The sequence below is a fragment of the Pseudonocardia sp. SID8383 genome, from assembly GCF_009864975.1.
GTDB lineage: Bacteria > Actinomycetota > Actinomycetes > Mycobacteriales > Pseudonocardiaceae > Pseudonocardia > Pseudonocardia alni.
Map to the genome: position 1 here is coordinate 1 of NZ_WWFY01000177.1, position 7,610 is coordinate 7,610.

General features: G+C 74.7%; 6 protein-coding genes and 1 pseudogene. 4 read left to right on the forward strand and 3 right to left on the reverse strand.

What is annotated here, in order from left to right:
* Positions 1 to 481: bifunctional nuclease domain-containing protein (locus GTW08_RS04325; protein WP_161151444.1), on the reverse strand; the 481-nt coding region annotated here is incomplete at its 3' end.
* Positions 482 to 611: 130 nt separating this feature from the next.
* Between GTW08_RS04325 and GTW08_RS04330 the strand changes: the two genes are divergently transcribed.
* The 3 genes from GTW08_RS04330 to GTW08_RS04340 all read left to right on the forward strand — a co-directional run bounded on the left by GTW08_RS04330 (position 612) and on the right by GTW08_RS04340 (position 4,779).
* Positions 612 to 1,271, forward strand: coding sequence for an HAD family hydrolase (locus GTW08_RS04330; RefSeq protein ID WP_073575094.1), 660 nt, complete (start codon positions 612 to 614; stop codon positions 1,269 to 1,271).
* A 71-nt stretch (positions 1,272 to 1,342) separates the two neighbouring features.
* Positions 1,343 to 2,338 (forward strand): amidohydrolase family protein, encoded by a 996-nt coding sequence (locus GTW08_RS04335; protein WP_073575095.1) that lies wholly within the window; start codon positions 1,343 to 1,345, stop codon positions 2,336 to 2,338.
* 395 nt (positions 2,339 to 2,733) lie between these two features.
* The gene (locus tag GTW08_RS04340; RefSeq protein ID WP_202416385.1) at positions 2,734 to 4,779 is read left to right on the forward strand and encodes a DEAD/DEAH box helicase; all 2,046 of its coding nucleotides are present in this window, start codon (positions 2,734 to 2,736) and stop codon (positions 4,777 to 4,779) included.
* Between the two features lie 9 nt (positions 4,780 to 4,788).
* On the opposite strand, the gene GTW08_RS04345 is transcribed toward GTW08_RS04340, so the two are convergent.
* Positions 4,789 to 5,145 (reverse strand): VOC family protein, encoded by a 357-nt coding sequence (locus tag GTW08_RS04345; RefSeq protein ID WP_139282757.1) that lies wholly within the window; start codon positions 5,143 to 5,145, stop codon positions 4,789 to 4,791.
* A 91-nt stretch (positions 5,146 to 5,236) separates the two neighbouring features.
* A complete protein-coding gene (locus tag GTW08_RS04350; RefSeq protein ID WP_073575097.1) occupies positions 5,237 to 7,156 on the reverse strand; it encodes a S9 family peptidase in 1,920 nt (639 codons plus the stop codon).
* A gap of 162 nt (positions 7,157 to 7,318) precedes the next feature.
* Between GTW08_RS04350 and GTW08_RS04355 the strand changes: the two are divergent.
* Positions 7,319 to 7,610, forward strand: a pseudogene (locus tag GTW08_RS04355) (FAD-dependent oxidoreductase); the annotation flags it as partial.

Consider the following 7,610-nt stretch of genomic DNA (forward strand, 5'->3'; position numbering starts at 1 on the left):
CGAAGTCGTCGGGCGTGGCGGTGTCGAGGAACCGGCGGAACGCCTCCAGCTGGCCGGAGCCGCTGCCCAGCCCCTCGACCACGACCGTCGACGGGTCGACCCCAGCCACGGTCAGCACCGCGTCGGCGACGACGATGTCGGCGCCGAGCAGCAGCGCCAGCACCACCGCGTCGCTGGTGCGCGAGTCGACGCGGGTGCCGTCGTCGAGGTCGAGCTCGGCGTGGAACACCGCGTCGCGCAGGGTGTGCACGCGGACCCGGACCAGGCGGCGGCCCGCGGCGCGCAGCACGGCGCCGATCAGGCGGTGGGTACCGGGGCGGGCGCTCTGCACCCCCTCCAGCGCGGCCGCCGCGGCCAGCGCCTCGGCCTCCCCCACCGCGACGACGACGATCCGCCCCGACCCGGACGTCTCCTCCAGCAGGACGACCCGGTCGGTCGTGGCCGCGTCGGTGCCGACGGCCTTCACCCGTACCTGCGGCATCTGCGCACATCCCGTCCTCGGTGTCGCACGGGGTACCCGCCGGGCGCCGGACCACACCCGCGCGGCGCGCGGAGTCCGACCTCACCGGCCGGCGCCGCGTGGACGCCGGGCGCGTGGGTACCCCGCGCGGATGACGACCCCCGACACCGCGGTGATCGACGTCGACGGCACGCTCGTCGACACCAACTACCACCACACCATCGCCTGGTCCCGCGCCCTGCGCCGGTTCGACGTCACGGTGCCGCTGTGGCGGCTGCACCGTGCGGTCGGGATGGGCGGGGACCAGCTGGTCCCCGCCGTCGCCGGTCAGGGGTTCGAGGACACCCACGGCGACGACGCCCGCGCCGCCTGGAAGGAGGAGTTCGACCCGCTGCTCGGCGAGGTCGTCGCCCTGCCCGAGGCGGCGGAACTGCTCGTCGACCTGCGCGACGGGTTCGGGATGAAGGTGGTGCTGGCCAGCTCGGGCGATCCCGAGCACGTCGAGGCCTACCTGGACCTGTTCGACGGACGCACCCTCGCCGACGCCTGCCTCACCCGGCCCGACGCGCGCCGCACCAAGCCCGACCCGGATCTGGTCAGGGCGGCGGTGCGCCGGGTCGCCGGGTCGACCGCGTTCGTCCTGGGCGACTCCGAGTGGGACGTGCGCGCCGCCGCTGCCGCCGGGCACCCCGCCTACGCGGTGCGCACCGGCGGAGCGGGTGTCGACGAGCTGACCGCGGCAGGCGCCGTCGAGGTCCTCACCGACCTCGCCGCGGTGCGGCAGGCGATCCCGCGGATCCTGCGCGGCTGACCCGGGACCGGGCCGGCAGCATCGGTGCGGGCCGTGGTCGCGTCCCGCGACGGGCAGGACGGGAGCATCGCATGTCGATCATCGCCGTCGAGGAGCACTGGACCTCCCCCGCGCTGGACGCGGCGCTGGCCGCCCTGCCGGCGCACCGTCGGGACCCGAGCACGGCCCTCAACGACATCGGCGACCACCTCGCGCAGCTGCACGACCTCGGCGCGGGCCGGCTCGCCGCGATGGACGCCCAGGGCGTCGACCTGCAGGTGCTCTCGGTCGCCCCGCCGTCGACCGGACCGCTGGACCCGGCGGACGCGGTCGCGCTGTCCCGCGAGCTCAACGACACCGCCGCCGCGGCCGTCGCCGACCACCCGCGGCGCCTGCGTGCGATGGCGACCCTGCCCACCGCGCACCCGTCGGCGGTCGCGGCCGAGCTGGAACGCGCCGCCGACCGGGGCCTGGTCGGGGCGATGGTCTACGGCCGCAGCGGCGACATCCTGCTCGACGACCCCCGCCTCGACGACCTGTTCGCCGTCGCCGCGGCACGCGCGCTGCCGGTGTTCGTGCACCCGCAGGTCCCGCCGCCCGCCGTGCGCGACGCGTCCTACTCCGGGTTCGGCGACACCACCGACCTGGCGCTCGCGACGTTCGGGTGGGGCTGGCACGTGGAGGCCGCCGTCGCGGTGCTGCGCCTGATCGCCCGCGGCACCTTCGACCGGTACCCCGGCCTGACCGTCGTACTCGGACACTGGGGCGAGCTGCTGCCCTACTGGGCCGACCGCGCGAACGGCGTCGCCCGGGTCGCCGGGCTGGAGCGCTCGGTACCCGAGTACGTGCGCGAGAACATCGTGCTCACCTGCTCGGGGATGCTCGACCCCGCGCACCTGCGGCACGCGCTGGCGGTGACGACGCCCGACCGGCTGCTGTTCTCCACCGACCACCCCTTCCAGCACCCGTCACGGGCGGAGGTCGCGGGGTTCCTCGACGGGTTCGCCGCCGCTGACCGCGACCTGTTCACCGAGGGCAACGCGCGACGGCTGTTCCGCATCGAGGGACCGGTCGGCCCGGACCGGTAGCGGCGGTGGTGTCGTCCGCCACCGGTGTGTCACGCGCCGTACGGGCCCGCGCGGGGTAGGGTGGGACCCGGATCAGATCTGCCGACCGTCCCGGGTGTTCCACGGCCGGGTCGTACGGCGGGTCCCGGACACCGTCGACGGCCTGTGGCGCTTCCCGCAGCCGGACCGCCGACCTCCGTGACTGCGATCCCCCACCGGCCGGTTCGTGGTGCGGAGGGGCCATCCGGCCCTTCGTCATGTCGAGCACGTCCGGCCGCGGCCCCCACGGGACGCGGCCACGGACCGGCGCCGCAGGACGTCGACAGGAGCAGTACGTGGCGCGAGGAGGCAGGCCCCGGACCGGGGCTCGCCAGAGCACCCCCCAGCGACGTCGCCGCACGCGCGGCAACGACGTGATGTCGGTGCTGACCGGGGCCGCACGCGAGGTGCGGACCGCCCTGCGGACCGGCCGGGTCACCCCGGCCACCCGCACCAAGTTCCAGACGGTGGCGCTGCTGCTGCGCGACGAACGGGCCCGCGTCCGCGACCGCCACGACGACGCGAAGCGGGCCGAGACCCTGCAGCGTCTCGACGAGATCGCGAAGGCACTGGCGATGGACGCGGTCCGCGACGCGGGCCTGCTGGCGCTGCTCGCCGACGACGCCGTCGTCTCCGACTCGGCACGCGCGCTCAAGCGGGAGATGCTGCGGTCGGCCGGGATCGAGGTCGACGAGCCCGAGCCGGAACCGGAGCCCGTCGAGGTCCCGCTCGTCCCGGCGAAGCCGCAGGTCGTGCCGCAGTCCGTGGTGGCCCGGCAGATGGCCAACCCGTTCCTCGCCCCCGACTTCTCCGCCGCGCCGCCGAGCGGCCCGCGCCCGACGCCGCTGACCGGCTGGGAGCTGCTCGGCCCGCTGCTGCGCTCCTTCGAGCGCGCCGGGGCGGGTGCGCCGGCCTGCATGGAGCTGCCCGAACCCTCGACCAGTCCCGTCCCCGGCGGGCGGGAGCTGATGCCGCACCAGGCGGAGCTCGTCGCCGCCGCGGAGAACGGGCACCGCACCTTCCTGCTCGCCGACGAGCCCGGCCTGGGCAAGACCGCGCAGGCACTGCGCGCGGCGGAGGCCGCGAACGCCTATCCGCTGCTGGTCGTCGTGCCGAACGTGGTGAAGACCAACTGGGTGCGCGAGGCCGCGCTGTGGGCGCCGCGCCGGGCCGCGACCGCGATCCAGGGCAACGGCGACTCCGTCGACGGCTTCGCCGACATCGTCGTCGTCAACTACGAGGTGCTCGACCGGCACATCGGCTGGCTGGGCGACTTCGGGTTCCGCGGGATGGTCGTCGACGAGGCGCACTTCATCAAGAACCGCACCTCGCAGCGGTCCAAGCACGTCCTGGAGATCGCCGAGAAGATCCGGTCGTTCATCCCGCGGCCGCTGCTGATGGCGCTGACCGGCACCCCGCTGATCAACGACGTCGAGGACTTCCTGGCCATCTGGCAGTTCCTCGGCTGGATCGACGCGACCAAGCCGCGCGCCCAGCTGCTCGACGCGCTGACCGCGACCGGCATGACCCCGGCCGACGGGCTGTTCGAGCGCGCCGCCCGCCAGTGCGTCGTCGACATGGGCATCGTGCGCCGTCGCAAGATCGACGTCGCCGCGGACATCCCCGCCCGGCGCATCGCCGACCTGCCCGTCGAGATCGACGGCCCGACCGGCCGGTCCATCCGGGCCGCCGAGAAGGCGCTGGCCCGGCGGATGGTCGCCCGTTACACCGCCGCGCTCGCCGCCCGCCGGTCCGGCCCGACGGTCGAGGGCATCGACCACGGCCTGGTCCGCGACGTCGCGGGCTGGGAGCAGAAGGACGCCGCGGAGGCGGGCTCCGGGGACAACGTGTTCACGATGATGCGCCGCCTCGGCCGGGCCAAGGCCGGGCTGGCGGCGGACTACGCGGTGCAGATCGCGCGCAGCGCGGGCAAGGTCGTGTTCTTCGCCAAGCACGTCGACGTCATGGACGCCGCCGAGCAGACCTTCGCCAAGCAGGGCGTGCGGTACTCCTCGATCCGCGGCGACCAGACGCCGTCGGTGCGCCAGCGCAACATCGACGCGTTCGTGAACGACCCGGGCGTCGCGGTGGCGGTGTGCTCGCTGACCGCGGCGGGGGTCGGGCTGAACCTGCAGGTCGCCTCGAACATCGTGCTCGCGGAGCTGTCCTGGACCGCGGCCGAGCAGACCCAGGCGATCGACCGCAGCCACCGGATCGGACAGTCCGAACCGGTGACCGCGTGGCGGATCCTCGCCGCCCAGACGATCGACGCCCGGATCGCCGACCTGATCGACTCCAAGGCCGGCCTCGCGGCGGCGGCGCTCGACGGCGCCGACGACGTGTCCGGGTCGTCGGCCGACGTACAGCGCGAGGCCCTGGTCGCGCTGCTCACCGAGGCGCTGGAGGCCGACCTGGCGGCGTGAGCGGCCGGGTCAGCTCGCCGGCGGCGTGTAGAACTGCAGGTCGTTGCCCTCGGTGTCGCGGAACGGGAAGATCCGGCCCCAGGAGTGCTCGCTGATGGCGCCCTGGACGTGGCCGCCGCGCTGCTCCAGGTCGTCGAGGGCCTGCTCGATGGACGTCTCCGGGTGGAAGCTGATCACGGCACCGCCGTGGTCGGCGGTCTCCGCGGTCTCCCGGCCGTTGAGCCCGATGGTGAGGCCGCCGGCATCGAGCTCGGTCCAGTCGTCGCTCTCCATCGTCACGGCCAGGCCGAGGACGTCCCGGTAGAACGCGGTCGCCCGCTTCATGTCGGTCACCGGCACCCAGACCGCTGCCACCTGCTTCGCCACGTCCACTCCGTTCCGCCGGCGTGCACCGACGTGTCGCTCGACACCCTGTCCCCGGAGGCCTACCCCGGGGCGGTGCGGCGAAACGACGGGCTCAGGCGGAGCCGCCGAGGTGCTCGGCGAAGTGGCGCTCCATCGCCCGGAACAGCCGGATCCGGTTCTCCGGGTTGGCGAAGCCGTGCCCCTCGTCGGTGGCCAGCAGGTACTCCACCGGCACCCCGCGCTCGCGCAGCGAGGCCACGATGTTGTCCGACTCGGCCTGCACGACCCGGGCGTCGTTGGCGCCCTGGGCGACCAGCAGCGGCGTGCGGATCCGGTCGACCATCGTGATCGGCGAGCGGGCCGCGAGGTCGGCCGCCTGCTCCGGCACGTCCGGGTCGCCCGCGTAGCGGTACCAGGCGTTGACCTGGTACGGCCGGACGAAGTCGGGCAGGGTCCGCATGAAGTTGGCCAGGTCGGAGATGCCGACGTAGTCGACGGCGGCGGCGAAGCGGTCCGGGGTGGCGGTCACGCCGACCAGCGCGGCGTACCCGCCGTAGGAGCCGCCGTAGATGCCGATCCGGTCCGGGTCGGCCCAGCCCTGCCCGACGGCCCAGTCGCAGGCGTCGATCAGGTCGTCGTGCATCGCGCCCGCGAGCTCACCGATCGCGGCGGTGAGGTGGCGGCGGCCGTAGCCGGTGGAGCCCCGGAAGTTGACCTGCAGCACGGCGTACCCGCGGTTCGCCAGGAACTGGACCTCGGGGTCGTAGCCCCAGGCGTCGTGCGCCCACGGCCCGCCGTGCACGACCAGGACCAGGGGCAGGCGCTCGGTGTCCTGCCGAGTCGTGCCGACGGGCAGGGTCAGGAAGCCGTGCAGCGGGAGGCCGTCGCGGGCGGTGAACGACACCGCGTCCATCGGTGCGAGGTCGGCCGGGTCGAGGTGCGGGTGACCGCGGAACAGCTCCCGGCTCTCCCCCGTGGCATGGTCGTAGAGCCGGTACACGCCCGGCTCGCGGTCGTGGGTGTACCCGGCGATCCAGAGCAGCCCGGACTCGTCGGAGGAGACCGACTCCAGTACGCCGTCGGACAGTGCGGACAGGGCCTCGAACACCGGCGCGAACTCCGGGTCGAGGATCTCCAGGTGCGGCCGGTCCCCCACGTACCGGGCGGCGACGACCTCGCCGGTGGCGCGGTCGGTGAGCAGCGTCTGCGGCAGGCCGGGGCCGAGCATCCCCAGCGTGTCCAGGCTCCTCCCGTCCACCGCGGACATCACGGTCTGCTCGCCGGTCTCCCGGTCGATCCGGACCAGCCGCAGGTCGTCGGAGTCCTGATGGAGCCCCAGGAGCAGACCGGTGCCGTCGGGGGTGACCATCTGCGGGTACACGCCGACCGGGTGCTCCGGGCCGCCGACGGTGAGCAGCAGCCGTCGCCCGCCGTCGGGGTCGACCGCGGAGAATTCGTAGTCGCCGGCCTCGGTCATGACCGAGTGGAACGCCGGGCGCCCCTCGCGGTCGGTCAGCCAGGTCTCGCGCAACCCGGGCTGGGCCAGCTCCAGGGTGGTCTCGCCGGTCGCGAGGTCGACCCGGAACATGTCGAGCGACATCGGGTCGGGGTTCATCCAGACCAGCACGGTGCCGGGGCGCTCGTGCGCGGGCTCGACCCCGAACACCCGCGAGCCCGGCGCCATCGGCGTGAGGTCGACGGCGGGCTCCCCGGGGGCGTCGAGGTCGACCCGGTACAGGTGCCAGTCCTCGTTGCCGTCGGTGTCCTGCTCGTAGAGCATCCAGCGCGGGTCGCCGGTCCAGTGGTAGCGGGAGATCCCGCGGCGGGTGTCGTGGGTGACCGGGACGGCGTCGGCGTGGGTCTCGTCGACGCCCCGGACCCAGAGGTTGCGCCGTCCGCGGTGCGAGGCCAGGTAGGCGATGCGCGTCCCGTCCGGCGACAGCGACGGCCCGGCGAACTCCGGGTCGGCGAAGAAGTCCTCGAGGGTGATGCGGGTGCGGGCGGGTGTCCGGGTCGTCGGTGCGTGGGTCATCGGTGCCTCCTCACGGAGCCGGGGACCGTCCCCGGTGCTTGGGCCCCATGGCACCGTCGGCCGTCGCGGCACACTCCAGCGATCGTGACCCGGGTCACCCACCGGCACGGGGCGCGGTGGTCTCCCGGGCACGCCGGCGCGAGCCGAGCCCAGGTGGCGCTCATGCGGCCCGGCCCGCAGGCCGCGCCCTCCCGTCGGTGGTGCGCGACCTGCTCACCACCCCGCGACGGCGCGGGCTACGTCTACCTGCGGACCTCCGGCGCGGGCCTGCGCCTCGACCTCGGCGACGCACATCCGATGCTCGGCCGGGTCGCGCCGGGGTTCCGCCTCGCCGACGGCACCCGGCTCGGCGAGCTCACGGCCACCGGCTCGGGTGTGCTGTTCGGCCCGGGGGCCGACCCCGCGCCGGGCGCCGTGGCACACGGCTGGGCGGACCGGATACGCCGCGTCACCG